Source organism: Leifsonia sp. A12D58, assembly GCF_047530025.1.
Lineage (GTDB): Bacteria > Actinomycetota > Actinomycetes > Actinomycetales > Microbacteriaceae > Cryobacterium.
On the sequence record NZ_JBLJAT010000001.1, the window covers coordinates 1,170,038 to 1,196,021 of the forward strand.

At 62.5% G+C, this 25,984-nt stretch carries 25 protein-coding genes; 12 read left to right on the forward strand and 13 right to left on the reverse strand.

The genetic code is table 11. The features are described from left to right. Window positions 1-17: 17 nt before the first annotated feature. Window positions 18-1,622, forward strand: coding sequence for a DNA-3-methyladenine glycosylase 2 family protein (locus tag ACMT3I_RS05670; protein ID WP_414803535.1), 1,605 nt, complete (start codon window positions 18-20; stop codon window positions 1,620-1,622). A gap of 57 nt (window positions 1,623-1,679) precedes the next feature. On the opposite strand, the gene ACMT3I_RS05675 is transcribed toward ACMT3I_RS05670, so the two are convergent. Both ACMT3I_RS05675 and ACMT3I_RS05680 read right to left on the reverse strand, forming a co-directional pair. Then, a complete protein-coding gene (locus tag ACMT3I_RS05675; protein WP_414803453.1) occupies window positions 1,680-2,279 on the reverse strand; it encodes a histidine phosphatase family protein in 600 nt (199 codons plus the stop codon). Further along, window positions 2,276-3,184, reverse strand: coding sequence for an NAD-dependent protein deacetylase (locus ACMT3I_RS05680; protein WP_414803454.1), 909 nt, complete (start codon window positions 3,182-3,184; stop codon window positions 2,276-2,278). The genes ACMT3I_RS05675 and ACMT3I_RS05680 overlap by 4 nt, the downstream gene beginning before the upstream one ends. Window positions 3,185-3,298: 114 nt before the next feature. Here ACMT3I_RS05680 and ACMT3I_RS05685 point away from each other — a divergent pair, with 114 nt between their 5' ends. Together ACMT3I_RS05685 and ACMT3I_RS05690 are read left to right on the forward strand one after the other, a co-directional pair. Further along, window positions 3,299-4,102 carry a TrmH family RNA methyltransferase gene (locus tag ACMT3I_RS05685; RefSeq protein ID WP_414803455.1) on the forward strand — a complete coding sequence of 268 codons (804 nt, stop codon included), beginning with the start codon at window positions 3,299-3,301 and terminating at the stop codon, window positions 4,100-4,102. A gap of 36 nt (window positions 4,103-4,138) precedes the next feature. Continuing rightward, window positions 4,139-5,365 (forward strand): D-alanyl-D-alanine carboxypeptidase family protein, encoded by a 1,227-nt coding sequence (locus ACMT3I_RS05690; protein WP_414803456.1) that lies wholly within the window; start codon window positions 4,139-4,141, stop codon window positions 5,363-5,365. A 51-nt stretch (window positions 5,366-5,416) separates the two neighbouring features. Here ACMT3I_RS05690 and ACMT3I_RS05695 read toward each other — a convergent pair whose 3' ends face one another. Further along, window positions 5,417-6,268, reverse strand: a complete 852-nt coding sequence (locus ACMT3I_RS05695; protein WP_414803457.1) for an SGNH/GDSL hydrolase family protein — start codon at window positions 6,266-6,268, stop codon at window positions 5,417-5,419. A gap of 56 nt (window positions 6,269-6,324) precedes the next feature. On the opposite strand from ACMT3I_RS05695, the gene ACMT3I_RS05700 reads away from it, so the two are divergent. From ACMT3I_RS05700 to ACMT3I_RS05710, 3 genes are all read left to right on the forward strand, one after another. Further along, the gene (locus ACMT3I_RS05700) at window positions 6,325-8,136 is read left to right on the forward strand and encodes a DEAD/DEAH box helicase (RefSeq protein WP_414803458.1); all 1,812 of its coding nucleotides are present in this window, start codon (window positions 6,325-6,327) and stop codon (window positions 8,134-8,136) included. A gap of 92 nt (window positions 8,137-8,228) precedes the next feature. Next, window positions 8,229-8,726, forward strand: a complete 498-nt coding sequence (locus ACMT3I_RS05705; protein WP_414803459.1) for an Lrp/AsnC family transcriptional regulator — start codon at window positions 8,229-8,231, stop codon at window positions 8,724-8,726. 65 nt (window positions 8,727-8,791) lie between these two features. Then, window positions 8,792-10,693: an amino acid transporter gene (locus ACMT3I_RS05710; RefSeq protein ID WP_414803536.1), complete on the forward strand. Its 1,902-nt coding sequence runs from the start codon at window positions 8,792-8,794 to the stop codon at window positions 10,691-10,693. Window positions 10,694-10,929: 236 nt separating this feature from the next. Here the strand turns inward: ACMT3I_RS05710 and ACMT3I_RS05715 are convergent, their stop codons facing one another. From ACMT3I_RS05715 to ACMT3I_RS05740, 6 genes are all read right to left on the reverse strand, one after another. Beyond that, window positions 10,930-11,133 carry a cold-shock protein gene (locus ACMT3I_RS05715; RefSeq protein ID WP_026851477.1) on the reverse strand — a complete coding sequence of 68 codons (204 nt, stop codon included), beginning with the start codon at window positions 11,131-11,133 and terminating at the stop codon, window positions 10,930-10,932. A 204-nt stretch (window positions 11,134-11,337) separates the two neighbouring features. After that, a complete protein-coding gene (locus ACMT3I_RS05720) occupies window positions 11,338-12,186 on the reverse strand; it encodes a DUF3097 domain-containing protein (RefSeq protein ID WP_414803460.1) in 849 nt (282 codons plus the stop codon). A gap of 77 nt (window positions 12,187-12,263) precedes the next feature. After that, window positions 12,264-15,704, reverse strand: coding sequence for an error-prone DNA polymerase (locus ACMT3I_RS05725; protein ID WP_414803461.1), 3,441 nt, complete (start codon window positions 15,702-15,704; stop codon window positions 12,264-12,266). Between the two features lie 60 nt (window positions 15,705-15,764). Beyond that, window positions 15,765-17,342: a DNA polymerase Y family protein gene (locus tag ACMT3I_RS05730; RefSeq protein ID WP_414803462.1), complete on the reverse strand. Its 1,578-nt coding sequence runs from the start codon at window positions 17,340-17,342 to the stop codon at window positions 15,765-15,767. A gap of 1 nt (window position 17,343) precedes the next feature. Beyond that, on the reverse strand, window positions 17,344-17,985 hold the full coding sequence (locus ACMT3I_RS05735; protein WP_414803463.1) for a hypothetical protein: 642 nt from the start codon (window positions 17,983-17,985) through the stop codon (window positions 17,344-17,346). Between the two features lie 202 nt (window positions 17,986-18,187). Next, window positions 18,188-19,036, reverse strand: a complete 849-nt coding sequence (locus tag ACMT3I_RS05740) for a slipin family protein (RefSeq protein WP_414803464.1) — start codon at window positions 19,034-19,036, stop codon at window positions 18,188-18,190. Between the two features lie 175 nt (window positions 19,037-19,211). On the opposite strand from ACMT3I_RS05740, the gene ACMT3I_RS05745 reads away from it, so the two are divergent. Then, on the forward strand, window positions 19,212-19,937 hold the full coding sequence (locus ACMT3I_RS05745) for an SOS response-associated peptidase (RefSeq protein WP_414803465.1): 726 nt from the start codon (window positions 19,212-19,214) through the stop codon (window positions 19,935-19,937). 31 nt (window positions 19,938-19,968) lie between these two features. Here ACMT3I_RS05745 and ACMT3I_RS05750 read toward each other — a convergent pair whose 3' ends face one another. Continuing rightward, window positions 19,969-20,424, reverse strand: a complete 456-nt coding sequence (locus ACMT3I_RS05750) for a Dps family protein (protein ID WP_414803466.1) — start codon at window positions 20,422-20,424, stop codon at window positions 19,969-19,971. 91 nt (window positions 20,425-20,515) lie between these two features. On the opposite strand from ACMT3I_RS05750, the gene ACMT3I_RS05755 reads away from it, so the two are divergent. Both ACMT3I_RS05755 and ACMT3I_RS05760 read left to right on the forward strand, forming a co-directional pair. Continuing rightward, on the forward strand, window positions 20,516-21,037 hold the full coding sequence (locus ACMT3I_RS05755; RefSeq protein ID WP_414803467.1) for a DUF6328 family protein: 522 nt from the start codon (window positions 20,516-20,518) through the stop codon (window positions 21,035-21,037). A gap of 58 nt (window positions 21,038-21,095) precedes the next feature. Then, entirely contained in the window at window positions 21,096-21,260 is a 165-nt protein-coding gene (locus tag ACMT3I_RS05760; RefSeq protein WP_414803468.1) for a hypothetical protein, read from the forward strand. An 8-nt stretch (window positions 21,261-21,268) separates the two neighbouring features. Here ACMT3I_RS05760 and ACMT3I_RS05765 read toward each other — a convergent pair whose 3' ends face one another. Next, window positions 21,269-21,925: a DUF1345 domain-containing protein gene (locus ACMT3I_RS05765; protein ID WP_414803469.1), complete on the reverse strand. Its 657-nt coding sequence runs from the start codon at window positions 21,923-21,925 to the stop codon at window positions 21,269-21,271. Between the two features lie 74 nt (window positions 21,926-21,999). Here ACMT3I_RS05765 and ACMT3I_RS05770 point away from each other — a divergent pair, with 74 nt between their 5' ends. Continuing rightward, window positions 22,000-22,932 carry a DnaJ domain-containing protein gene (locus ACMT3I_RS05770; protein ID WP_414803470.1) on the forward strand — a complete coding sequence of 311 codons (933 nt, stop codon included), beginning with the start codon at window positions 22,000-22,002 and terminating at the stop codon, window positions 22,930-22,932. A gap of 55 nt (window positions 22,933-22,987) precedes the next feature. Here the strand turns inward: ACMT3I_RS05770 and ACMT3I_RS05775 are convergent, their stop codons facing one another. Then, a complete protein-coding gene (locus ACMT3I_RS05775) occupies window positions 22,988-23,869 on the reverse strand; it encodes a hypothetical protein (RefSeq protein WP_414803471.1) in 882 nt (293 codons plus the stop codon). A gap of 105 nt (window positions 23,870-23,974) precedes the next feature. Here ACMT3I_RS05775 and ACMT3I_RS05780 point away from each other — a divergent pair, with 105 nt between their 5' ends. Continuing rightward, on the forward strand, window positions 23,975-24,721 hold the full coding sequence (locus ACMT3I_RS05780) for an SDR family NAD(P)-dependent oxidoreductase (protein ID WP_414803472.1): 747 nt from the start codon (window positions 23,975-23,977) through the stop codon (window positions 24,719-24,721). After that, window positions 24,714-25,214, forward strand: coding sequence for a MarR family winged helix-turn-helix transcriptional regulator (locus ACMT3I_RS05785; protein ID WP_414803473.1), 501 nt, complete (start codon window positions 24,714-24,716; stop codon window positions 25,212-25,214). Before ACMT3I_RS05780 ends, ACMT3I_RS05785 begins: the two co-directional genes overlap by 8 nt. 101 nt (window positions 25,215-25,315) lie before the next feature. On the opposite strand, the gene ACMT3I_RS05790 is transcribed toward ACMT3I_RS05785, so the two are convergent. Then, window positions 25,316-25,714, reverse strand: a complete 399-nt coding sequence (locus ACMT3I_RS05790) for an SHOCT domain-containing protein (RefSeq protein WP_414803474.1) — start codon at window positions 25,712-25,714, stop codon at window positions 25,316-25,318. Between the last annotated feature and the right edge of the window lie 270 nt (window positions 25,715-25,984).

Here is a 25,984-nt window from a genome sequence, read left to right on the forward strand (position 1 = left end):
GATCGCAGTACGATCCGCTGTTTGACGAGCGGTATCGGGCGATCGACGCCCGCGACACTCGGTTCGACGGCCAGTTCTTCACCGCTGTGTCGTCGACGGGAATCTACTGTCGTCCATCCTGCCCGGCACGCACGCCGAAAGCGCAGAACGTCACGTTCTACCTCACATCGGCAGGGGCGCACGAAGCCGGCTATCGCGCGTGCAAACGCTGTGTGCCTGAGGCGGCACCCGGCACGCCAGAGTGGGATCTGCGTCGGGATCTGGCTGGCCGGGCGATGCGGCTGATCGTCGATGGTGTGGTGGATCGCGAGGGTGTGAACGGTCTGGCGGCGCATCTGGGCTACAGCGAGCGCCAGGTGAACCGCCTGCTTGTGGCCGAGCTCGGCGCCGGACCGCTTGCGCTAGCTCGAGCGCGTCGAGCGCAAACGGCTCGGAGTCTGCTCGTCGGCACCGACCTTCAACTGGCGGATGTCGCCTTCGCGGCCGGCTTCGGATCGATTCGGCAATTCAACGATACTTTTCTGCAGGTGTTCGCCGCGCGCCCTGGAGAGGTGCGGGCGCGGTATCGCGCTGCCAACGCCAGGGCAGCGACCGCGCACAGAGAATCACCCGAAGACGGCGCGGAGATGATAGGCGGCGCATCGGTACGCCTCAGCCTCGTTCTCCCCGTGCGGCAGCCGTTCGATGCTCCAGGCCTCTTTCGGTTCCTGGCGGCGCGCGCGATCACCGGTGTCGAGGCCGCCGAGCTTCCGACTGACGGCCCGCTGCGGTACGCGCGAAGCCTGTTGCTCCCGCACGGAGCCGGTGCCGTCGAGATCATCGCGACACAGGGTGGGGGCTCTGAGTGGCGCCTGCAGGCGCAACTGGAGCTGGCCTCCCTCGCTGATGTCGCGACCGCGGTGGCGCGCGTGCGGCGGATGCTGGACCTGGATGCCGACCCCGTCGCCGTTGACACCGCGCTCAGCGCAGATCCCGCCTTGGCGCTGCTCGTCAACAGAACGCGCGGGATACGGGTGCCCGGCGCGGTTGACCCCCACGAACTCGTCATACGCGCGATTGTGGGGCAACAGATATCCGTGGCGGCGGCGCGAGGACACCTGGGTCGCCTTACGGCCTTGCTGGGCACGCGCTACACGTCATCATTCGCCGGTATTGATCGGTTGTTCCCGACGCCTGGCCAGATTGCAGCTGGGGTGCCAGAACCGATGCCGGGCGATCCGCTGGATCAGGATCGCCCGCTCAGGCTCCCCGGTCGCTCCGTGCGCACCGTAGTCGCTGCCGCCCGTGCTCTCTCCGACGGTGAACTCGTCGTCGATGTGGGCGCAGACCCAGAGGTATTGCGAGAGCGTCTCGTGGCCCGGCCAGGTATTGGACCGTGGACTGCCGCGTACATCTCGATGCGTGTACTGGGCGACCCCGATGCCTGGTTGCACGGCGATGTCGCCCTCGTCGCCGGCGCGATCGCGGTGGGCACGCTCGAGCCCAACCTCTCGAAAACTGGAGCGCACCGTACCCTGGCCGAGAAAGCTGCAGCCTGGGCGCCGTGGCGCTCGTACGCGGCCCTGCACCTGTGGCAGGCAGCTGCCTCCGGTGTCACCACCACCGCGTCAGCGCATCTTTGAGATAGCAGTTGGCGCTCGCTCGGCAACGGATGTGCCCCATCACCATGGTCTCCGCCGCTAGCGAATGGTGTGAAAGGCGTCTCCGAGCTGCCGGATCGTGGAGTCGAAGTGGGTCAGCACCAGCTTTCCGTCTTCCCACGCGAAGTCGTGCACGGATCCATTGGCGATGATCTCATCGTGCCTCGGTCGTTTGCCGTCGGTGAGATGACGGATCAGGGTGCCGATCACTCCTCCGTGGCTGACGACGAGCACTGAATCACCCTCGTGCTCCGTGGCGATTCGCCCGAGCGCGGGGATCACGCGGTCGAGAACCTGTTGTCTGGTCTCCAGCCCAGGTACAGCGACACCGTCGGGAAAGCGGGCTTGTCGCTCCTCGAAGGTCAACCCCTCAATCTGACCGTGGTGACGTTCGGTCAGTTCAGCAATCACGCGTGGGGGAGCCAGCCCGACTTCACCCGCGATGATGCGCGCCGTCTCGTGTGCCCGCTTCAGCGGACTCGTCACGATGGCATCCCAGTCGCGTTCGCGGAGCGCGGAGCCGACTGCAGCGGCCTCGGCACGACCCGTTGCGTTCAGGGGAATGTCGGTGCTGCCCTGGATTTTCTTATGCAGATTCCAGTCGGTTTGCCCGTGGCGCACAATCGAGAGTCTCGTCATGAAAGTCGTTTCCCTTTCGAGGCGATCAACTGGTGGTCCAGCCCCGTCTTTTGTCCGACGCCCAGCCTCGAAGCCAGCCCGGCGAGCGCCTCTGAAGCCCCGGTCTCCAACTTGATCGCGGCACGGGCGTCACCCTTAGTCTGCCCCCGATTAATGATGACGATGGGGAGTTTGCGACGGCGGGCGGCCTCAAGCAAGCGGATGCCAGAATTCACGGCAAGCGAAGATCCGGCAACGAGCAGTGCGTCGGCCGTGTTGACGAGTGCAACAGCTTCGGCGAATCGCTCGGTGGGCACGAACTCGCCAAAGAACACCACGTTGGGCTTCAGCATCCCCCCGCAAACGGTGCACGCCGGAATGCTGAACTCGTCGATGTTGCTGACATCGACGTCACCGTCCGGATTCACCGTGATTCCCTCTGGGGTGAGGATGTCTGGATTTGTCGCTTCAAGTCGGCTCGCCACGCTCTCGCGACTGAACGCCTGACCGCAATCCAGACAAACGACGCGATCCATCGACCCATGCAGCTCAACAAGACGCAGGGAGCCTGCCCGAGTGTGCAGGCCGTCGACATTTTGCGTGATTACACCGGTGAGGGCGCCGTGCGCTTCGAGCGCAGCAAGTGAACGGTGCCCGAGGTTCGGCTGTGCGGCGCTGAACCGACGCCATCCCAAGTGGCTGCCTGCCCAATAGCGCTTTCGCGCGCGCTCATCGGCGACGAACGTCTGGAACGTCATCGGTCTGCGGACAGGGGCGCCTTCACCCCGATAATCGGGGATGCCGGAGTCAGTGCTGAGGCCCGCCCCGGTAAGCACAGCCGTACGACCGCCGCGCAGCAGATCAGCGACAGCATCAAGTGATGCGTCGGGCGCAGCTTCGGCGAGTCCTGCAGTTCCAGCGGTCATACTTCCCTCTTCATACGCGCATCCCTATGACCTGATTCTAAACAACCCGGTTTCCGACTTTGTTTCGCTACTGGCAGTCTTGACAGGCAACCTCCATCGAAAGGCTCCACCGCCGTGCACCTGATCCACATCGACGACCTCACACTGCCGGGGCTTTCCGACTACTCACGATTGACGGATGTCGCTCTGCGCAAGGTGCTCGAGCCCGAGGGTGGGCTCTACATCGCGGAATCGAGCAAGGTGATCACCCGAGCCCTGGCTGCCGGCCACCAGCCGCGCTCAGTGCTGCTGCAGGAGCAGTGGCTGCCCGACATCGAGCCGTTGATGGCTGACTGGCCGGATGTGCCCGTGTACGTCGGCGAACCGGCAGTCCTCGAAAAGCTCACCGGCTACAACCTGCACCGCGGCGCTCTCGCGGCGATGCACCGGCCGGCGCTGGCGGGCGTCGAACACCTGATCACGGATGCCAAGCGCATCGTCATCCTCGAAGACATCGTCGACCACACCAACGTTGGAGCCATCTTCCGCTCGGTCGCCGGTCTCGGCGCCGATGCCGTCCTGATCACGCCGCGCTGCGCCGATCCGCTCTACCGTCGGAGCGTGCGTGTGAGCATGGGCACCGTGTTGCAGGTGCCGTGGACGCGTTTGCCCGAATGGTCGGAAGCGGCGCCCATTTTGCATGCAGCAGGCTTCCACCTTGCTGCTCTGGCGCTTTCTGACACCGCGGTGACGCTCGACGAGTTCGCAGCGAACCAACCGGAACGCATCGCGATTGTGCTCGGCGCAGAGGGTGACGGGCTCAGCCAGCAGGCGCTGGCCGCCGCAGACACCGTTGTCACCATCCCGATGCTGCACGGCGTCGATTCGCTGAACGTCGCCTCGGCCAGCGCCGTGGCCCTATACACGCTCCGCGCGTAAGGCGTCAGCACAGCCAGCCATCGATAGAATTGACGGATGCACCTGACCAGACGCCAGATCTATCGACGTCGACGTATTGCCGCGCTGAGCGTCTTAACCGTCGTTCTCATCGCCATCATTTACGGATTCAGCACCGGACTCGCGCCGTTGCCGGCAAACGCGGCGCAAGTCGCCCCGCCTGTCACGCTCACGCAGCCGGCTGCAACTCCGGAGTGGCCTGGCTACGGCACGAGCGCGATCGGTGCTGTCGGATTTGACGGAGTGCTGGCCTCCGAGGGCGACGCATCCCCAGTGCCGATTGCGAGTATCGCCAAGACCATAACGGCCCTCGTGATCCTTCAGGCCAAGCCGCTCGGCGTCGGCGAGGCCGGGCCGGATATCACCTTCACCGAAGACGACATCGACATCTACTACGAGACCATCGCCGAGAACGGCTCGTCGGCCCCGGTTTCTGTTGGCATGGTGCTCTCACAGCGTGAGGCACTTGAAGCCATGCTGCTTCCATCCGCCAATAACTACGCCAAGTCGCTCGCGATCTGGGCCTATGGCTCTGAGGACGCGTACCTCGCTGCCGCCGCATCCTGGCTCTCCGATCACGGGCTGACCGGCACCACGGTTGTCGACACCAGCGGGCTGTCAGCCCAGAGCGTGAGCACGCCATCTGACCTGGTCGAAATCGGCAAGCTTGTGAAGTCGTCGCCGGTTGTCGCTGAGATTGTCGCGATGAAGACTGCGACATTGCCGACGATCGGTGAAGTCACCAACACCAACAAAATGCTCGGCATCAATGGCGTGAACGGCATCAAGACCGGTACGACCGATGAAGCCGGCGCCTGCCTGCTCTTCTCAGCGGACATCACAGTGGGAACCAAGACCGTGACCCTTGTGGGCTTCGTACTCGGCGGAGAGACCCACTCAGAGCTCAACGAGTCGATTTCAGAGCTGATCGACAGCGTGAAGACCGGCTTCCAGGAGGTTCAGCTCACTGAGCAGGGTGTTTCGTTCGCCACATACACGGCCGAGTGGGGTCAGAGTGCTCACGCTGTCACCGCAGAGGCCGCGTCGACACTCGTCTGGTCAGATACGCCAATCTCCGGTTCTCCGACGGTGAAGGAGATCACCACGGGGGATGCTGGTGAGTCAGTCGGCTCGGTCGACTTCGTCATCGGCACCCAGACGGTCACCGTGCCGCTGGTACTCGATTCAGAGGTGAGTGATCCTGGCTTCGGTTGGCGTCTGACCCACCCGACAAAGCTGGGCTAGCGCCCGCGCGCCCTGTCCCGGACGCTCCCTCAGCGCTCCCTCAGCGCTCCCTCAGCGCTCATCGGGCGTATCGGGCGCTGTAGGCGCTGGCGGGAGATCGAGGCGAGGATCGACGTAACCTCCACCGGCTGCGAATGGTCCGGCATCCGGTCGCTTGGGCAGTACATGATCGCCTGAGGACTGATGGCGGATTCGACGGACTACCCACGGCATGAGATATTCCCTGGCCCAGGCCAGGTCTCCTGTGCGCGCCTGACGCCACGATGCGGCGGGGAGCGGCTCCGGCCGCTGCGGCTCGAGCGAGTTCGGCACGTTGAGGGCCGCCAGCACCATGCGGGCGACGGTGTGGTGCCCGAGTGGATTCAGGTGCAGCCGATCGGGCGCCCACATCCGTGGGTCCTGGATCTCGGTGAGTGCCCACTGATCGGCAACGATGCAGTCGTACCGTGCGGCGATCGCCCGCACGTTCTCGTTGTAGATCGCCACCTTGCCGCGGATGCCACGGAACACGGGGGAGAAGCCCACATCCGTTCCGGTGAAGATCACGACGGTGGCGCCGTCTGCGGCCAATCGGGCGATCGCCGAGTCAAACTGTGCCGCGATCTGGTCAGGATCAGTGCCCGGCCGAATTACATCGTTGCCGCCCGCCGAGATCGTGATGAGGTCTGGGTGAAGCGCGAGGGCCGGCTCGATCTGTTCGTCGACGATTTGACGGATTAGTTTTCCGCGCACAGCGAGATTCGCATAGGAGAAATCATCGTTGCCCTGACTCAGAACTTCAGCGACGCGATCTGCCCATCCCCGGTGGCCGCCTGGGCTCGAGGGCTCAGCATCGCCGATCCCTTCGGTGAATGAGTCTCCCAGCGCCACGTATCGTGACCACGGATGAAGTTGTTCAGTCATGATTTCATTCTCCATCGTCAGGCGGATACCAGCGCAACTTGATAGGTTCTTATGAAGTGAATACTCCGCCAGCCTTCGGTCCCGCTCAGGGCACATCAGCAGCAGAGCATCTCTCGCCGTCATTCCCGGAACGTGCAGCATGGGGTACTGCAAACAAGCTCCGTGCCTGGCAGGCAGAGGCTCTCGACGCCTACTTCCTTACCGAACCCCGAGACTTCCTCGCCGCCGCAACGCCAGGCGCCGGAAAGACCACGTTTGCCCTGCGTTTAGCGGCCGAACTGCGTGCCAGGCGCGTCATCGATCGCATCACGGTCGTGGCTCCGACTGAGCACTTGAAACGTCAGTGGGCCGAGGCCGCCGCCCGTGCCGGCATCCGTCTCGACCCGTACTTCAAGAACAGCGACAGTCGATACGGCAGTCACTATCACGGCATCGCCGTCACGTACGCGCAGGTCGCGACACGCGCGGCATTGCACAGAGACCTGACTTTGTCGCACCGTACTCTCGTCATTCTTGACGAGGTGCACCACGGCGGTGACGCCCTGAGTTGGGGCGACGCGATCCGTGAGGCATACGAACCGGCAACGCGTCGTTTGTCCTTGACCGGAACCCCGTTCCGCTCTGACACGTCGCCCATCCCTTTCGTGAACTACCTGCCAGACCAGCACGGCATCAGGCTCTCGCAGAGCGACTACAGCTACGGCTACGGCCGGGCGCTTGAAGACGGCGTCGTGCGTCCCGTCATGTTCATGGTCTACGCCGGTCACATGACCTGGCGCACCAAAGCCGGCGACGAGATGGAAGCCAAGCTCGGCGAGGGCAACACCAAGGACATCACTTCGCAAGCGTGGCGCACGGCGCTGGATCCTGGTGGATCCTGGATTCCGGCTGTACTGCGTGCAGCGGATCAGCGTCTGACAGAGGTGCGGAACGGCATCCCTGATGCCGGTGGCCTCGTCATCGCGACAGACCAGACGAGTGCGCGTGCCTACGCCTCGATGCTCGAAGACATCTGTGGCGAATCCGTGACGGTTGTGCTCTCCGATGAAAAGGAAGCCAGCGACCGGATCGAGGAGTTCTCACACAACACCAAGCGGTGGATGGTCGCCGTTCGCATGGTGTCCGAGGGCGTCGATGTGCCCCGCCTCGCCGTGGGTGTCTACGCGACGAGCGCATCCACCCCGCTGTTCTTCGCCCAGGCCATCGGCCGCTTCGTGCGTGCCAGACGCCGTGGTGAGACCGCGTCGATCTTCCTACCAGACGTCCCCAGCCTGACCAGCCTCGCCAACGCGCTTGAAATGGAACGCGATCACGCGCTCGATCGTCGCAATCGCGACGACGAGGGCGATGGGATGTACAACCCCGAAGACGCCATGGTCGCCGAAGCCAACAGGCAGGAAAAGGGCTCAGACGGGCTACTCGATGAGTTCAGCTGGCAAGCAATTGATTCGCAGGCGACGTTCGACCGGGTCGTCTTCGACGGTGACGAGTTCGGCCAGCTCGCCGAGCCTGGCACCGATGAGGAGTTCGACTTCATCGGCATTCCAGGTCTGCTTGAGCCTGAGCAAGTCTCTGAGCTCTTGCGGCAGCGCCAGGCCAAGCAGTCCAAGCGGGCTGACGACAGGCGCAAGAACACTCCTGCCGACGAGAAGGGCGAGGAAGAGATTCCGCTGTACCGCACGCTGAAAGAGCAGCGCACGCTGCTCAACAGCCTGGTTGGCATGTGGTCGAAACTCGCGAACGAGCCGCATGGCATGGTGCATGCCGAGCTGAGGCAGCTGTGTGGAGGGCCGGCAGTCGCCCAGGCCAGCGTGACCCAGCTGCAAAAACGGATCGACTTGTTGCGGCGCCGACTCGGCCGAAGTTGAGTTGGGCAAAGGTTGCACAGATTCTGCATGAATTCGCGTCGAATGATGGAGCGTGTGCCGAGTAGGCGCTCGATGTCGAATAAACTTTGAGGGTGAAAGACACCGGGCCCCTCGAATCGAAGAAATCAGACCTCGACAGAGTCGATCGCGCACTTCTCAAAGCGCTCTCGGTCAACGCCCGCGCCTCAGGTGCTGCGCTGGCGACGGAGATCGGGGTGGCTGAGTCGACGGTGTCGCTCCGCCTGCGCCGTTTGCAGCAGCTGGGCCACATCCGTGGTTATCGGGCGAACATCGATCTGGCTGCTCTCGGTGCTTCGCTGCAGGCTCTCATCGCTGTGCGTCTCGCCAAGCACGCCAGAGCCCAGATCGACGACTTCACCAGCGCGGCTCCGCACTGGCCTGGCGTTATCGGCATGTTCCACGTCGCCGGCGCTGACGACTATCTGCTGCACGTGGCTGCAGCGGATGCCTCGCACCTGCGTGATTTCGTGCTTGAGCACCTCGCTGAGCATCCGGCCGTCGCCCACACCGAGACCAACTTGATCTTCGAGTACGTCGACGGTGATGGCTGGCAAGACCTCGTGAAGTAGCCAGCCGGGCGTACTCTGTCGACGTGAGCACTGATGGCACGTCGTGGGGGTCCCTCAGAACCTGGATGCTGAAGGGGCTCGTCGATCCGCGTGGTGCACACGTCGGCCCACACGCTCAGCAGGTGGAGAAGACCCACTCCTGGTGGCGGGTCATGTGCCTGACCGGCGTCGACTATTTTTCGACCCTGGGCTACCAACCGGCAATCGCAGCGCTGGCAGCCGGCCTGCTGTCGCCACTCGCCACCATCGTGCTTGTCGCGCTCACCCTGGCCGGCGCGCTGCCGGTCTACCGACGCGTCGCCTCTGAGAGCTTCCAGGGCTCCGGCTCAATCCATATGCTTGAGCGCCTGTTGCCGTGGTGGGGCGGAAAACTGTTCGTGCTGGTGCTGCTCGGTTTTGCTGCCACCGACTTCATGATCACCATCACCCTGTCAGCAGCGGATGCCTCTGCCCACGCCATCCAGAATCCGTTGGCACCGGCCTGGGTCGAAGACGGCCAGCTCGTTGTCACGCTGGTGCTCATCGCGCTGCTCGGAGCTGTCTTCCTGCGCGGCTTCACCGAGGCCATCGGCATCGCAGTGGTGCTCGTTGGGGTGTATCTGGCGCTGAATCTCATCGTTATCGCAGTCAGCCTCGCGCAGGTGGCCGAGGAGGCGACACTCGTCTCCGACTGGTGGGGCGCACTGAACGCCCAGCATGGCAATCCGCTCGTGATGGTCGGCATTGCCCTGATCGTGTTCCCGAAACTGGCGCTCGGGCTCTCCGGCTTCGAGACAGGTGTTGCGGTGATGCCGCAGATCACGGGTGACGCAGCGGATACGCCTGACAACCCACGCGGACGGATCAGGGGCGCGAAGAGACTGCTCACCACTGCCGCCATCATCATGAGCGGTTTTCTCATCACCTCGAGCATCGTGACGACGTTGCTGATTCCGCAGGCGGAGTTTCAGCCAGGCGGTGAGGCGAACGGGCGTGCTCTTGCCTACCTCGCTCACGAGTACCTGGGCCCGGTGTTCGGCACGGTATATGACATCAGCACCATCTGCATCCTCTGGTTCGCGGGAGCCTCCGCCCTGGCCGGGCTGCTGAACCTCGTGCCGCGCTACCTGCCGCGATATGGCATGGCGCCGCAGTGGGCACGAGCTGTTCGACCTCTGGTGCTGGTCTTCATCGCTATTGCCTTTCTCATCACACTTGAGTTTCAGGCCAGCGTCGATGCGCAGGCCGGGGCCTATGCCACCGGCGTCCTGGTGGTCATCACCTCGGCATCGGTCGCAGTCACCCTGTCGGCCAGGCGCAAGAAGCAGCGGTGGGCCGCTGTCGGGTTCGCAGCGATCGCCCTGATCTTCCTGTACACGACCATTGCGAATGTGATCGAACGGCCCGATGGCGTCCGGATCGCCACGCTGTTCATTCTCGGTATCCTCGCAATCTCGATCCTGTCCCGGTTGCGTCGCTCCTTTCAGCTCAGGGCGACCTCGGTCATCCTTGACCCGACCGCGCGCGACTTTGTCCTGCAGGATGCAGAGGAATACGGCGTGCTACGGCTGGTGTCTCACGAGCCGAACACCGCGAGTGCCGCCGAATATCAGCAGAAGAGCAAGGACGAACGCCGCTATGGCAATCTTCCGCAACGATCGCCCGTGATCTTTCTCGAAGTACACGTCTCCGATTCCTCGGATTTCGAAGAAGACCTCGTCGTGCAGGGTGTTACGCGGCACGGGTATCGGGTGCTTGAGGTCACGAGTGGCAATATCCCGAGCACCATTGCGGCAGTGTTGCTGGAGATCCGGGATGAGACGGGGCTGGTCCCCGAGATCTATTTCGAGTGGACAGAGGGCAACCCGATCTCGAACATGTTCAAATATCTGATCACCGGGGGAGGCGAGGTCGCTCCGGTCACGCGTGAGGTGCTGAGGGAGGCCGAACACGATGCGTCCCGGCGTCCCAGAGTGCACGTCAGCTAGCTGGGGTTCCCAGCCGGCCGCGCAGGAGTTATGCAAGCTCCAAGGCAGTGAATGCCTGACCTGTCACCACGACCTACACCTGAGGGAGCGGTGTTGCTGCACCGATGTTTGGCTGAACTGACGCCCGGCTGAACAACGCAACGCGGGTTAACAAAGCAACGCCCCTGCCGAAGCAGGGGCGTTGCGGTTAGTTCGTAACGAACTATGCGGTTCTAGAAGATCCGCGCGGGCTCTATTTAGAGGCCGCGGATGTTCTCAGCCTGGGGACCCTTGGGGCCCTGGGTGACCTCGAACTCAACCTTCTGGTTCTCGTCGAGGGACTTGTAGCCGCTCGAAGCAATTGCCGAGTAGTGTGCGAACACGTCAGCGCTTCCGTCATCGGGTGCGATAAAGCCGAAGCCCTTTTCAGCGTTGAACCATTTCACGGTACCTGTTGCCATTTTGAAACTCCTCCAGGAGTGTTAGATCGGTTCCGACTGTCGGAACCGTTCGTCGCGGTATTCGTCGTCCGCTTCCGAAAGGAATGTGGCGCATCAACCGAGATCGATGCGTTTTAAGACGTGCAAGCACTACAACTTCTTTACAAACCCTAGCCCACGAAGCTGGTTTTTCACCGGTTTCTCTCAAGAATCTATTTCAAAGCGTTACCTTCGGGCATCTGGGACGGTCACAAAATCGATCAATTGTTCGACTCTTCCCAGCAATTCAGGCTCTAAATCGACGAACGATCGCACCTGTCCGAGAATGCGCTGCCAAGCCCTCGCAATGTCGGCTTGCTCGGCGTGTGGCCATCCGAATGACTCGCAGATCCCGTGTTTCCACTCAATATTGCGGGGAATTGTCGGCCAGGCGGTGATGCCGAGGCGCTGGGGTTTGACCGACTGCCAGACGTCTACGAACGGATGTCCGACAACTAGAACGTGTTTTCCATGCGGACCGCGCGCGACGGCATCCGCGATTCTGCTCTCCTTGGATCCGGGAACCAGATGATCGACCAACACGCCGATGCGGCGTGTCGGACCTGGCTGGAATTCTCTGATCAGTTGGTCGAGGTTGTCGACACCCTCGATGTATTCGACGACGACTCCTTCGATCCGCAGGTCGGCACCCCAGACCTTTTCGACGAGTTCGGCATCGTGGCGTCCTTCAACGAAGATGCGGCTGGCCCTGGCGACTCTGGCCGGGGCGTTCGACACCGCCATCGATCCAGAGGCTGTGCGCGCCCTGCCCGTCGGTGCCGTTGCCGTCGGCCTGGTGAGCACGACTGGCTCACCGTCGATCAGAAAGCCGGGACCGAGAGGGAACAACCGCAGCTTGCCGTTCCGGTCTTCTAGCGTGACGATGTTCTTTTCAATTCGGATCACCGCGCCACAGAATCCGGTCACGGCCTCTTCGACGACGAGATCGCGGGTGGCCTCGTGCGTGGGAATCGTCTTCTTGCCGACATCGCGCCAACCGGCAGCGAGTACGTCTTGTCCATAGCGGTCATCCATCACCCTTCGACGTTAGTCGAATGTCTGCGTGTGGCAGGCAGGGTGGCGGGACATCAACAGGTCGTGGTTGCAGTGCCTTACTGGAAGTCTCGTGACCGGGTCTGAGCACTCAGGGTGAGGCTCTCGAATTTGTCGGCGATCAAGTTGGTGATGCCTTCAGGGGAGCGCTCCAGGATGCCGCGCACCACCAGTGCAGGCGACTCCCTGGCGACACGTCGGTACCGATTCCAGACGCCGACTCCCGCGATCACATTGAGCGTTCCGGTTTCGTCCTCCAGGTTGATGAACGTCACTCCGCCAGCCGTCGAGGGGCGCTGCCGGTGCGTCACCACACCTCCGACCTGGATGCGGCGGCCTGATTCATGGGTCGCCAGCTGATCAACCCGCAGCGCACCTCTGGCCTCGAGCTGACTCCTGGCATGCCGCACCGGATGATCGTCGGTCGAGATCCCGGTGGCCCACAGGTCGTAGACCACCTGCTCGGATTCGCTCAGCAGCGGCAATAGCGGAGGCTGCACGAAGACGACTGAGCCGCTGAGGTAGCTTTCCTTATCTTGTGCTGCATCGCCGGCGTTCCACAGTGCTTCCCGGCGTTCCAGGCCGAGCGAGTCGAATGCTCCGGCTGCGGCGAGCGCTTCCAACTGTTCTGTGCTGAGTCCGACGCGACGGGAGAGGTCTGCCATCGACGTATACGCACCGAATGCCACACGCTCGGCAACTATACGTTCGGTGAGCGCTTGGCCGATTCCGCTCACCTCGGCCAGGCCGAGCCGGACGGCAAAGGCGCCGTCTCGTCGGTGATCTCTGACGCGAGAGGGCAAAGAACGATCGAAGACGGGTACGGGAGGCTGCTCGACCGCCAGACAGCTATCGAGGGCGCCGTCAAGAGGCGTCGCTCCCGCGCTCAACTCCAGGCCCGCGTCTGCGCCGGAGAGGGCGATATCAGGGCGGAGTACCTGCACGCCGTGTCGTCTGGCATCTGCGACCAGCGTCTGCGGCGAGTAAAAGCCCATGGGCTGGGCCCGCAGCAACGCGGCGAGGAAGGCGCCGGGGTAGTGCAGCTTCAACCAGGCGCTGGCATAGACCAGCAGGGCGAAACTGATGGAGTGGCTCTCAGCGAAGCCGAAGTTGGCGAACGCTTCGATCTTCTCGTAAATCGAATCAGCGACGTCGCCGGTGATCCCGTTGCCCTCCATCCCGACGTAAAGCTTGGCTTTCAGCGAGGAGATCTTCTCGATGCCTCGCTTGGACCCCATGGCCCTCCTCAACAGATCGGCGTCTTCGCCCGTGCAGCCACCGACCGCCATCGCCATCTGCATGAGCTGCTCTTGGAAGAGCGGCACCCCGAGGGTGCGTTCAAGCACAGGCTCAAGCTTGGGGTGCAAATAGGTCACCTCTTCTTGTCCCAGTCGGCGGCGAATATACGGGTGCACGGCACCGCCCTGGATCGGACCGGGACGGATGAGGGCAATCTCGACAACCAGGTCGTAGAAGCGACGGGGCTGCAGCCGGGGGAGCGTGCCCATCTGCGCCCGGCTCTCCACCTGGAACACGCCGATCGAGTCGGCGACGCAGAGCATGTCGTAGACGCCCTGCTCTTCCCGTGGGATGGTGCTGAGATCCCAGTGTTCCCCCATCGATTCTGCGACCAGATCGAAGGTGTACTGCAGAGCGGCCAGCATGCCGAGTCCGAGCAGGTCGAACTTGACCAGTCCCATCCAGGCGCAGTCGTCTTTGTCCCACTGCAGCACGGTGCGGTCTTCTTTTCTGGCGTGTTCGATCGGGCAGACCTCTCCGACCGGGCGATCGGTGAGCACCATGCCACCCGAGTGGATGCCGAGATGGCGCGGAAACTTCAGCACCTGCGTGGCCAGATCGATGACGGGCTGTGGGATGTCGTTGTCTTCGCCGCCGACGACGCTGCCCCAGCGCTCCATCTGCTTGGACCAGGCATCCTGTGCCCCCGCGCTGTAGCCGAGCGCCTTGGCCATGTCGCGCACAGCGAACTTGGGCCGGTAGGTGATCACGTTGGCCACCTGGGCGGCGTTCAGTCGCCCGTAGCGCCGATAGACGTACTGGATCACCTCCTCGCGCCTGTCTGAGTCGAAGTCCACGTCGATGTCGGGTTCTTCTTCCCGCAGGCTGGAGAGAAAGCGCTCGAACGGCAGCCGGTAGAAGATCGAGTCGACTGCGGTGATACCCAGCACGAAACAGACTGCGGAGTTGGCGGCAGATCCACGACCCTGGCAGAGGATGCCCCTGCTCTTCGCGTACTGCACGATGTCGTGCACGATGAGGAAATAGCCGGGAAAGTCTTTGGCCTCGATGACGGCAAGTTCTTTTTCGATTCGCTCGCGCACATTGTCGTTGTATCCCGGATACTTCTCGGCAGCTCCCTGCCAGGCCAGCGTGCGCAGCCAACTCATCGGGGTGTGTCCCTCAGGCACATCCTGCTTGGGCAGTTTGGGCCTGGCCCTCCGCAGCGAGAACGCCAGTTCATCGGCCAGCGGAACTGTATTGCTTACAGCGTCGGGGAACCGGGCGAACAAGGCAGTCATCTCAGCACCGCTGCGCAGATGGGCACTCGGGCTCGCCGGAAGCCAGCCGTCCATCTCATCAAGGCTGCGCCTGGCCCGAACAGCAGAGAGCGCTGCAGCCAGTCGATGCTCGGACGGAGTCGCGTAGTGCACGTTGTTGGTGGCGACGACGGGCAGACCGGCATTCTCGGCAAGCACGGCAAGCGCGTCGTTGATGGCACTGTCTTCGGGATGCCCGTGGTCAAACAGCTCGACGTAGACGTTGTCGTGGCCGAACAGCGTCACCAGCCGAGCGAGCTCGATGGCAGCGGCTTCCGGGCCTCCACTCTCCAGCGCCTGTCGAACCGCGCCCTTGCGGCATCCGGTCAGAATGACCCAGTGCCCGTCGGCGCGTTCGGCGAGCTCATCGAGGTCGTAGAGCGGCTTGCCCTTCTCTTCTCCGGCCAGCTGGGCATGGGTCAGTGCAGAAGCGAGGCGGTAGTAACCCTCCTCCTGGCGGGCCAGAACCACCAGGTGGGTACCCTCAGGGTCTGCGATGCCGTTCTGAGGGGTACTCAACCCCAGTGACAACTCGGCACCGAAGACTGTCCTGATCTCCGGGTAGCTTTCAGCTGTCTCTGCGAGGCGCACCACACCGTAGAAGCCGTCGTGGTCGGTGAGTGCGAGCGCGTGCAATCCCAGCCGGGCGGCTTCCTCCAGGAGCTGTTCGGGCGAGCTGGCGCCGTCGAGAAAGCTGAAGTTGGAGTGCGCGTGCAACTCGGCGTACGGGATGGCTGGCGCGGCACTGGCCAGGGGAGCGGATGCTGGTGGGGCCGGTGCTTCGTACTTCGGGCGCTTTCGAGACCAGGCGGGGCTATCGCCGCCGTCGCCCTGTAGTTCGTCACCGCCAGCGCCGCCTCCCGAGGGAGAATCAGGACGGCGTCGGTCGGAGAGCTTGCGTTCGAGCTCCGACCAGGGGATCGGCGGGTTGTTCCAGCCCATCAGTCGTTACCTTCTTCTGTGTGCTCAGTTATGTCGGATGTCCTCAGTCGCAGCGGGGCCTTAGTCATAGCGGGCCTCCGCCCACCAGCGGTGGTTGTCGAGGGCAAGCAGCCAGGCGTTGCCCTCAATGTCGACAAGCTGAAAACGGTGCAGTGCGGTGGAGCGCTCGGCATCCCACCAACGCTCGGTGACCGGCCAGGGTCCGGCCCACGCCTCGACCTGGAGGTAGTCGGCTGCGCGTCCCGTCGACGAAAACCATTCCGGTTCGCCGTGCACAGCACCCCGCTCATCAACATCGACCTGGTCGCCGGCTGTCGTCACTACGGCCACCGGCCGCCTGGTTCGAAACACCGTTGCGGGTGCAGTGCCGCGCAGGCTGCCTGGCCAGGGCTGCGCCTGAGCTCGTTCAAGCACCGCGCCGTCTCCCTCGGGGCGATCGCCCCAGGGCACGAAAATCTGCCTGTCGGCCAGCAGCCGACCCCCACCGATCACTGCGGTGAGTACGCCCTCGTGGCCCAGCATGCCCTGCACCCGCGTCAGCCCGTGATGGATGCGTTCGTCCGGGCCCTGCCCCCACAGTCCCGCCTCATGGTTGCCGGCGCCATCCACCCGATCCGGCGACAGCCGCACCCGGGCGATTCCGGAGCTCAGGCCGCTGTCGATGGCCTGGGAGCCCTGCAGTTGCCAGCGCACTCGGTCGACGACATCCGCGGCACTGAACCAGCGCGGATGCAGCCAGCCGCGCTCGGAGATCTCTCCCGATTCGGTCGTCACCTCGATGCGGAGCGCGGTACACACCAGTTTTGCCTGGCTAAGTGCGTCGATGAAGTCATCGGCAGTCGCACGGATGGCAAAGGTGACCTGGTCTGTGCGATCAAGCGCCGGCTCGAATTCGATCGTCCTGTCGAAGACCTTCGGGGGGATACGGGCCACCACCCCGGAACGCTCATAACCACTTGCCTTCTCATGTGCCTGGGCGCCGGCAGCGCCGAACCGTCTGACCACGTCGAGGGCTGGCAAAGCGGCGAAGCTACCCAGGGTGTGTACTCCGAGGCGATGCAGCAGCGTGCTGAGCCTGTCGTCGACGAGGATCTCGATCGGTAATGGAGCGAGAAAACGGGGCGTGTCGCCGATGGGTACGATCCGGATGCTGTCGCCTGGAGCGCCGCTCGTGCTTCTCGCCACCTGTTCAGCAGCAAACGGTCCATCGGCGATTCCGACGCGTGCGCCGTCGATACCCAGGTCTTCAAGGCTGCTGATCAATGCTGAGGCCGCCTGTTCTTCGCTGCCGTAGTAGCGCTCAGGTCCCCTGGCCCGAACAGCACAGGTTCCGGGGCGGATGAGCTGGACGCCGGGAACCATCTCTTCGATGCGGGTGATCACCGGTTCGAACGCACGGCTGTCGTGCACAGGATTGTAGGGAAGTGCCACCAGATCGGTGCAGCGGTGTTGGGCTTCGCGAAGCTTCAGGCCGCGCTTCACGCCCTGGCTCCTGGCTGCCGCCGAGCAGGCGAAGACCAAGCCCTTCTCGATGAGCGCGAGCGGAATATCAGCCTCAATCTCTTCGCTCCGGCACGCGGCGATGATTGGCCAGTCGGGACACCACAACACGATCGTGCGGGTGAGGGGGATGGCCATGTCAGCCCGCCACTTCGCGCAGCGGTGGGAAGGCGCGCTGCGGGAACGCGCGCTCGGTGGTCACGCTCTGGAACCCGTTGTCCTGGTCGGGTAACCAGACTGTGGCGCTCCGCCCGCGTGCAGCAAACGAACGCCCAGACGAGCTGATCGTGACCTCGCGACCGGTGAGGGAGCCGTGACCGCGGCCGAGTCCGCTCCAGTTGCTCTCTTTCACGCGCAGTTCGGCCTCGCACTGCGGCCAGTCACCGATGACGATCAGGGTGCTGCCGCGCTGACGCAGGCGTGCTCCCAGTCGGGCAACATCGGCGTCGCTGGTGCGCAGCGGCGGGCGCATGACCACAACTGAAAGCACGTCGACGAGTGCGGCTGTCACGGTCAGCCATTGGTCGCCGGGGGAGGGAACGAACACGAGTCGCTCCAACTCGATACCGAAGCGACTGGCGGCCTCTGCCCCGAAGTCAGGCATACCGACAACTCCGCACCATGCCCCGCTTTGCGAGGGTCCGGCCAAAAGAGCCATCACCAGGGTGGTCGATCCACTCACAGAATAGGCGGCACCCTGCTTCAGCGCTCCGCCGGGTAGTACCTCGGCCAGGGCAGCGAGTGTCGGCAGTGTTTTCGTATCGAGTTTCGTCGCCTGCATACTCGAAATCCGCTGTTGTAAGGCAGCGATCTGTTCCTTCGCCGAGGCGAGAGGAGGTTCGACCATGGCTGACAGGGACATATATTCATGATCGAACACATGTTCGAATTAGTCAATCGGGGTATCGCCGATCCGGCGTGTCGTGCCGGCTATCTCGAAGCGGTTTGAGGCACCACAACACGACCCCATGATGACCGTATTATCAGGCAGAAACAGGCACGGGATGCGGTCCAGGTGATCCGTCAGGCTCGGTGGTTCCGCCGTCATCATCTTCTCGACTCGCAGCATCTTCTCGGGCAAGGAACGCGCCGAGCTCGCCGATCGTACTCATCAGTGGGGCGGGGAAGACAACGATGGTGTTCTTGTCGACGCCGATCTCCACGAGCGTCTGCAGATTGCGCAATTGCAGGGCAATCGGGTGGGCCATCATGGTGTCGGCAGCATCGCCCAGCGCGGCAGCCGCCAGCGACTCGCCTTCGGCGTTGATGATCTTGGCGCGCTTCTCGCGTTCGGCCTCCGCCTGTCTGGCCATCGCGCGTTTCATCGACTCGGGTAGCAGGATGTCCTTCAGCTCGACAAGAGTTACTTCAATGCCCCAGTCGAGAGTCTGGCCGTCGAGAATCTCGCGAATGTTCACGTTGAGGATGTCGGTTTCCGCCAACGTCTCGTCCAGGCTGTGCTGGCCGACAACCTTCCGCAGCGTGGTCTGGGCGATTTGGTCAATCGCCGCTTGCACACTCTCGATGGCGATCACCGACTTGGCCGGGTCCATCACACGGTAATAGGCAACTGCAGACACACCGACGCTCACGTTGTCTCTGGTGATGATGCCCTGAGACTGGATGGGCAGGGTCACGATCCGCAGCGACACCCGGTGCATGACATCCACGAACGGGATGATGAATCTGAGGCCCGGTTTCCTGAGGCCGATCAAACGCCCGAAGCGCAGCACCACACCCTGTTCGTACTGCTTCACCACCCGAATGGAGGCGAAGAGCAGAACGATGATCACGATAGCCACGATCACCAGAACAACAATTAGACCAATCATGAGCGGTTCATCTCCACGGCATGCACAACCGGCGTGCCCCACTTTCATTGTCTCTCTGAACAGGCACGCTGACCAGCATCCGCATGGCTCTCACGGCGCACGCACAACCGACACAAATCTGTGGAGAAACACCAATGCGCTGTGCGGGCCGACTTTGCCGTCGTACGATCGCTTCATGTGCGGCAGGTTTGCGATGGACAGTTCGGTGAACGAGATGATCACCGAGTTCGTGGAGGCGACGGGTCGGCCGCCAGAGCAGTGGCAGCTCGACTGGAAGCCGTCGTACAACGTGCGTCCCACCGACCCGGTCCCGGTCTTGCTCGAGACCCCGGTCGACAGGGCAGACCCGCTTGGCCCGACCATCAGGCGCGCTGAGCTGGCCCAGTGGTGGCTGACGCCGCCGTTCGCGAAGGAGCTCAAGGGCCGTAACCCCACGTTTAATGCCCGCAGCGAGACAGTCACCACGCTTGCTTCGTTCAAGGGGTCGGTGACCAAGCAGCGAGCGATCATCCCGGCCATCGGCTACTACGAGACGAAGACAGAGGGCTCGAGCAAGACCCCGTATTTCATACACCCGGAAGACGGCCTGCTCTATTTTGCCGGCTTGTACTCGTGGTGGGTGGATCCTACAAAGGATCGCAGCGATCCGTCGCGGTGGCACCTGACGGCAACTATCTTGACGCGGCCTGCCGTTGGCGAGATCGCCGACATACACGACCGCACGCCGGTGACCCTTCCCTCCGACATGATCGACACCTGGATCGATCCCAAAACAATCGGGGACAAAACGCTTGTCGACGCAGCAGTTGCCGCGGCTACACCGGTTGCACAATCACTTCAGTTCCATCGGATCGCCTCACCCATCAGGGGAGACTCGCCGGAGATGATTGCGCCGGTGTAGCCGCGGCAACTAGTGCCGAGACGACGAACGCTTAGCTGCGCGGCTTTGCGTTCTCGGAACCAACCATCCAGATGTACTTCTCCAGCGTCAGGATGATGGCGTGAAGCAGGTCCGCTGTCGCGGGATCTTCGTCGTCGACCTCATCGTGGACTGCGCGGATGTTGTCGGTCGTCGCCGTCATCAACTTGACCGTCAGATCCACTGCCTTGGTTGTGTCAATCTCACCGAGAGGAAGTTTGGGAAGAGTCGTCGTCGCGGCGACAGTCTCGGCGCGGCCGTCGGGAATGGCGTGCAGTGCCCGCATCCGCTCGGCGATCTCGTCTGAATGCTCCCTGGCTGCGTCGATGATTTCATCGAGTTGCAGGTGCAGGTCACGGAAGTTCTTTCCGACGATGTTCCAGTGCACCTGCTTGCCCTGGACGTGCAATTCGATCAGGTCGACCAGGATTGACTGCAAATTCGAGCTTAGTTTTTTAGACGCTTTCATGGCTTCCTTTCGCACATTCTGGGGCGCGTGGTAGGCGAAAAAAGCGGACCAAACGCCCCTCTGTTTGGTCATCGACACTAGCATGTGGGACATGAGCGCTGTCGCTTCAGAATCAGGCATGCCCGATGCAGTTCCGGGCGACGGGCGCGTGGAGAGTGAGAACGAACGACTTGACCGCAACTGGAATTCGTTGCTCCAGGAGGTGCGGGTCACGCAGACGGGAACTCAGGTTCTCAGCGGTTTCCTTTTGGCCGTAGCGTTCCAGCCGCGGTTCGCCGAACTCGACCAGTATCAGATCACCATCTACCTGATATTGGTGAGTGTCGCGGCATTGACGACGGCGATCGGATTGGCGCCGGTCAGTCTTCACCGCATCCTGTTCCGCCGCCACGCAATGGCCAGGGTGGTCAGGATCGCGAGCATTCTGGTCCGTGCAACCCTGATTGGCGTTGCTGCGGTACTCACGGGGACTGTTCTGTTGATCTTCGACGTGGTGGTCGGTAGAACCGCGGGTTTCATCAGTGGTGGCGTGATGCTCGTGATCACGGTCCTGATCTGGAATGTGGTCCCTCTGCTGATGAGGCCGCTGCCGCCGAACTCCCCGAAGTCGTAGCACCCGGCTACGCTCGCAGCAGCGATTGCGAGTTTCACTTCACGAAAAGGATGTCGCCATGCACGTAGTCATGTTCATCATTTCGTTCGCCATCCTGCTCTTCGGCTTCTGGCTGTTCGGCTTGGCGTTCACCCTTACCGCCTTCCAGGCCCCCGTCTTCTTTGCCGGGATCCTCTGTTGCGCCCTGGCCTACTTCATCCCGGTTCAGCTTCTGCGCGACTAGCCGGGCTGCTACGACGGCAGGCCGGCCAACAAGTTGATGAGTGATGCCAGGATGACCGAGCCGAACAGGTACGAGAGCAGCGAGTGTTTGAGCGCGGTGATTCGGATCTCGTGCGTCTCCAGGTTGGTGTCAGAAACTTGGAACGTCATGCCGAGCGTGAACGAAAGATACGCGAAGTCGCTGTAGACCGGCGGCTCGTCCTGGTTGAAGCCGACCCCACCGTCGACCCCCGTGTAGTAGAGCCGTGCGTAGCGCAGCGTGAACAGTGTGTGCACGAGAAACCATGACAGCGCGACGCTCGCGACGGCCAGTACGGCCGTCCACACCTGTTCGGTGTTCGAGGCATGTCCTTGCGCTGCGATGAGCAGCACGACGACGGCCCCCAGGCTGGCGAGACTCGCGAGCAGCACGAGCAGGTCTGTCGCGCGCCGTGTCGGGTCCTCCCGAGTCGAGTGTTGCGCCGTGGTTTCGGCATCCATTGATCCGATCAGTACCCAGACCAAGATCAGGTATGTGATGCACGAGACCCCCCAGCCGACAACTGCCGAGACGACCCATTGTCCGGTCCAACCCGTGATCAGGGCGGCAATAACCCCGAACGCGAACATGATTGAAACGCGAAATGCGGAGTGATGACGACGACTGATCGATTCGAAACTCTTCACCCCGCGATAGTTGCACAGAAACGCCCGGTATCTTGATGTACTGACCTTTTTGATCACCACATCGAGAGAGATTGATGCCAGATAGCCCGGCCGCGTCCACCCCGTACGAGATCCTGGGCGTGGCAGCATCCGCCAGCGACGACGAACTGAAACGCGCGTATCGTCGCCTCCTGAGGCAGACCCATCCGGATGCCGGCGGTGACGTCATCGCGTTCCATGCGGTGCAATTAGCGTGGGAACGGATCGGCACCCCTGACCTCAGGGCCGCATACGATCGTTCGCGGTATAGCGCCGCAGAAACAGCGCCTGAAACATCGTTCGCAACGGGTTCCTCGGGTACCCGCCGCGGACAGTCAGGTCCCAAGACTCGGATGCACGGACACCCGGGCGGTTGGTCCCGGCAGCGTTATCTGCAGTTGATGCGCGAGTGGTCAGGGCGTGGCACAACGCTGACCGACCCTTACGCACCTGATCTCGTTCGTTCGGCCCCGCGAGAAATCCGTCACCTGCTTGCCAAGGCGAGTGCTGAGGAGACGACGGCCCAACTGATTTCGGGCCTTGGTATTGGTTATACCGCGTGGCATGACGTTGCAACCGGCGCGTCAACAGGCAAGCTCGATCACATCGTTCTCGGCCCTGCCGGACTGTTCGGCATCGTGTCTGAAGACTGGGGCTCGACCGTGCAGGTTCGTCGGGGCGAGATCGCCGGAGATGTGCTTGCGCCGGACGAAGAGCCGATCGACGCACTGCAGGCGAGCGCGAGGGCCTTCTCGAAGGCGCTGCGCCTCCGTTTCACCGCACTTGTCATCGTGTTGCCGGATGGCGCGATCTCCGAGCCCGAGATGGTGCCATCGCGTGGTCGTCGTCCGGCCGTGGTGGTCATCACCAGGTCACGACTGGTCGACCTTCTGCGGAACGGCGTCCCCGGCATGCAGCGTGGAAGCTTCGAGAAGGTGTTCGAGCTGCGTTCTCAGCTGCAGAACGGCATCCAGTTCGTTGCTGACTAGCTTGCCAACTTGCTAGCTGAACCGGATGCCGACGGCCCGCCGACGCGGCTCAGCGTTAGCCGCGATCGATACCGAGCTTGTCGACCCAGTAGTCAAGGAACGTCGCGCCGGCCTCGTCGTGGATCTCCTCACCGATCACGATGACCGGGTACGGGCGTTCGAGCACCCCATCGGCCGGTCGAACGTCGATGTGGGCGACGTCGTAGCCGGCTGCGTGCAGGTGGTCGGCCATCAAGTAATCGCTGCGGGAGTCTCCGACCGATCGCCAGAGCGTGGGGAGGTCACCGGACTGCGCGAAGAATGCGAGTGCGCGCTCGGCCGCGTGGTCCTTGTCGAGTCGAACCGATTCAATATCGGTCGAGATGATGGTGGGATCGATGCGGAATGGCAGTTCTCCGGCGGTGTTCGGCATTTCGCGCTGTCCGAAGCGCACTCCGACCCCTGCCTCGACCAGGATCTCGTATGCCCTCTCGTTGAACGAGTGCTGCGCCACCAGGAAGTCGGCGTGTGCGACATCGGTGCGCTGCTCCACTGACACCATGGCTTGCTTGGTCTCGTCGAAGAACATCGTGTCGCTGTAGTCGGTCGCGATCAGCTGCCTGAAGCGTTCGACGAGCGAGGCCGGGAGTGCAACTGACTCATCGACGACGACGTCACCCATGCCGCCGGCTGTGATCGGAAACCAGACAGCGCCCTTTTCGCAAACCCCGTACATGCGCATGTCGGCGGGCAGGCCCTTCGCCATGAGCGGCGTGATCACCTGTTCGCTGATGAATTCAGCGCTTCGTCCAGTGATGAACGCGATCGGCACGTTGGCTGAGGCCAGTGCGATCAGGTCGGTGATGATGCTCGGTGTCGATATCGTGCGGGTGACCGGGCTGGCAATGGGGCCATCGACATCAAGCAGGAGGCCGAGGGGCGAAGCGTTTTCTGGCATGCCCCATTCTTTCACGGCGCCAATCGGAGCAGAGCGCCGCACAAGAGTCCGAAGTGAAATATACTGTCGTGAAGACGGTTATTTGATTCAAAAGAAAGCGTGAATATGTTGTTCGAAGAAAAAGTTGCACTCGTCACCGCCAGCGGAGCCGGAATCGGTGCTGCGGTGGCCAAGCGTCTGGCGGCAGAGGGTGCATCTGTTGTCGTTTCTGACGTGAATGATGCCAACGGCCAGGCAGTTGTCGACGAGATCGTGGCGGCCGGGGGAGTAGCCGCATACAAGCGTGCCAATGTCGCCGACCCCGATGAGGTGGCCGCACTTGTCGAATTTGCCTCTGCGACCTTTGGTGGTCTGCACCTGGCCGTGAACAACGCTGGCATCGGAGCCATGCCGAAGCGCCTCGACTCTGTCACCACCGATGAGTGGGACCGCACGATGAACGTCACCCTGCGGGGCACCTGGCTCTCGATGAAGTTCGAGGTTGAGCACTTCCTCGCCAATGGCGGCGGAAACATCGTGAACATCGCATCCATTGCCGGCCTGAACGCCACCCCGAACCTCACGCCGTACGGTGCGAGCAAGCACGGCGTGGTGTCACTCACCCGCAGCGGTGCTATCGAGTACGCGCGCGATGGAATCCGTATCAACGCTGTTGCCCCCGGAGCGATCGAGACTGCAGCGCTTGCATCGCTTCCGGCAGAGGCCAAGGCCGGCTACGCAGCGGAGATTCCCATGGGACGCCTCGGCCAGCCCGACGAGATTGCGAATGCCGCTGTCTGGTTGCTGTCCGATCAGGCCGCGTTTGTTACCGGTGTGATCCTGCCTGTTGATGGGGGCACTCAGTTTGCCTGATTCTGAGAACGATGCGTCTGGGCTCCATTACAGCTCGCAGCCTCTGGCCGCGTTGCTGCGGGTCTTCTCCAACTGGGGCTCAGAGCAGTTCATGACGTCGCTTGCTGCCGGTGCCGGGTACGAGCTTGACTCGACAAGCATTGTGGCTATCACCGTGCTCGGACAGGAGGGCGCTGTGCGCCCCTCAGCGCTTGCTGAGCGGCTACGAGTGGGTTCGTCGAACGTGAGTAAGATCGCTGCGCGGCTGATCGATGCGGGATTGGCCATTCGCATCCCGGATGCGACGGATGCCCGTGCCAACCTGCTCACGCTCACTGTTGCGGGTGTTGCCCTAATGGATGATCTTGTTGCAGCTGGGGATCGCATGATGGCTGAAATCCTCACCCGCTGGAGTGAAACCGACCGTGGGGAGTTCACACGCCTCGTGCAGCGGTTCGAACGGGATGTTGCCACCTATCGGCCAGACGCCGGCCGTTGGAATTCGGGACGCTAAACGCCAAATAGACGTTGACGACCGAGGCGAACAATCGTTCGCCTCGGTCGTCGTCGTGCCGCTCGTGCGGTCTGGACTGGTAACTCTGAACCCGAGGGCGACTACGAGCCAGTGTGGGCCAGCGCCTTCGCCTTGATTTGCTCAAACTCCTGCTGCGTGATGGTGCCAGCGTCGAGAAGCCCCTTTGCCTTGGCGATCTCATCTGCAGCGCTGTGGCCAGCTACCGTCTTGATGTAGGTATCAGTTTCCTTCTGCGCCTGCTGAACCACTTGTGCCTGACGTTCCGCCATTCCGTTGCCCCTGGCAATCAGGTAGACGAGCACAGTGATGAACGGCAGGAAGATCAGGAAGATGATCCAGACGGCTTTCCACCATCCGTTCAGTTTGTGATCCCGGAACAGGTCACCGATCACTGCGAAGAGAGCGAAGAGATACGCGATGAACGCGAAGCTCCAGAAGAACAGCCAGATGATGTTCCAGACATTGTCCCAAAAGTCCATGATTGCCTCCCCAGCGGCGGCACGGTGCCTCCGTGTGATTAGAACCTATCCGCCAGAGACCCCGAGGGATAGATCTGGCGTAATAGTGTTCCCATCGGGGAGAATGCAGACCTGCACTATTGCGCACCCCTCTCCTCTGCCGCGCATCTCCGTATTAGCGTGGTGAGTTCACGGCAGGTGTGGTTACTGAGCTCCTAGCAGTCATGCGATGCCACGACCCTGTGGGGAGATGTGAGACGGTGTGTGAACTGTTTGAGCGTCAGCAGCGGT